Here is a 1,588-nt window from a genome sequence, read left to right as displayed (position 1 = left end):
CAGATCGACAGACAAAGGTGATGGCATCGCCGGCTCCTTCATCAGTCAACGCGGCAAACGCTGCTCCGTCGCAACGCCCATGGAAACGGCTCTAGTGCGTTCAAGCCCACTGCCTCTTTTCAAACTAACAAGCAGAACTCGTAGGTCAGGCGGAATGGTATTGGACGGTCAGCAAAAGCGATAAATACCTTATCATGAAGACAGCCAGTTTGGATTATAGACTGCGACATAAGTCGAGTGATTAGCACCCCAGGCCGGGTCGACCATTTTCGCGAGTGCTTTGCGTCCCAGTTCTGCCCGTTGCGGCCGATTCTGGGGCGGAAAAATTGGGCAACCCAGAACAGTTAGACATGCGGAAAGGCACGCGCGGTACTGGCCCGTATTGAATGCATGAACAGCATATTTGTCTTGCAAACCATAGTCATACATCCACGGCTGCAGGAAAAGACCGTCTTTTGGTAGCGTCAATTCTAACCCAGCTTCCGCATAATGATAACCTTCGACATAGCGCTTTCTATCTTGACAGTATCTACTGGCATGAAATCGTGCCTCATTACGTTTTGGATTGATTTTTATCGCCTTATCAAACGTGGAAACAACCTGTTCAAAAGGTTCGCCAAGAGCTTCCATGAGAAGGGCCGCACTCAGGAAGCTGACATAAATCTCCTCGGACCAAAATCCTAATTTAGTACGCTTCAAATAATTTTGAAGCGCCTTCTTTAGTTCCTGACAATCGCGATAACTCTGCGCCAAATAAAAAGTGTAACGAGAGATCAGAAAGGGATCCTTCTCTTTTTGAAGAGCTTTTTCCAAGACTGCTGCGTCACGCTCATACGTGGACTTGTCGAGGCGGCGAGCGCCATCGTGTCCGCGACGCATGGCAAGCGCTGATGTGCTAGTATGAACTATTCCTTTGCATTCGGCAAATTCATGCAGGACGCCACGGTAATACCATTTGTACTTGTTGTTGAATAATTGAGGCCGCGAATAGACATAACTATTGTCATGAATCTGAAAGCTGTAGCCAGGAGCGCCTAGGATAGTCATCATGAAGCCCGCTGGGACAATCAACTCATCATCTGCATCAATGACCAGTGTGTAGTCGCCATGCGGCTTGGCCAGATTGAGGGCCTCGGTACGGTTATGGGCGAAATCGACCCATGGGCGCTCCAGCAAGCTGCCCGGTATACCAGCCATGACGGTGCGAATGATATCCTGCGTTTCGTCAGTGGATCCGGTATCGACGATTATCCAATGATCAATAACTGAACGCAGGGAATCGAGACATCGACGTATAACCGGCGCCTCATTCTTCACTATCATCGACAGACAGATTTTTTGACCGGAAGGGGTCATGTCTTAAAGACTTCCAAGCGCAGCAAAGCGCAACAAGTGAGGGTCGTGATTCCCGCTTTTACCCCGGCGTGGCGACTTTCGCAAAGCGCTTGAACGTTGATTTTTTGAGCCTTTGAAAACTTACGATTAATTAGGCCCTAGATGTTTGATCCCAGGGTTTGATGGTGCACTCTTCACGTCGGAGTGGAGGGACGCACTATGGGCCAGGTTCTTCACGGCAGCGCCACGACGA

Annotated in this window: 1 protein-coding gene; it reads right to left on the bottom strand. The window is 49.6% G+C overall.

The features are described 5' to 3' along the window. Nucleotides 1-192: 192 nt before the first annotated feature. Nucleotides 193-1,356 carry a glycosyltransferase gene (locus BM228_RS33435; RefSeq protein ID WP_092047636.1) on the bottom strand — a complete coding sequence of 388 codons (1,164 nt, stop codon included), beginning with the start codon at nucleotides 1,354-1,356 and terminating at the stop codon, nucleotides 193-195. Nucleotides 1,357-1,588 lie beyond the last annotated feature (232 nt).

The sequence above is a fragment of the Methylobacterium pseudosasicola genome, assembly GCF_900114535.1.
Classification (GTDB): domain Bacteria; phylum Pseudomonadota; class Alphaproteobacteria; order Rhizobiales; family Beijerinckiaceae; genus Methylobacterium; species Methylobacterium pseudosasicola.
The sequence above is the reverse complement of the archived record's forward strand: the minus strand, read 5'-3'. Positions and strand labels throughout refer to the sequence as shown.

Coding starts and splice junctions, on each gene's coding strand:
- BM228_RS33435 (WP_092047636.1), bottom strand. CDS start 1,356: ATGACCCCTTCCGGTCAAAAAATCTGTCTGTCGATGATAGTGAAGAAT.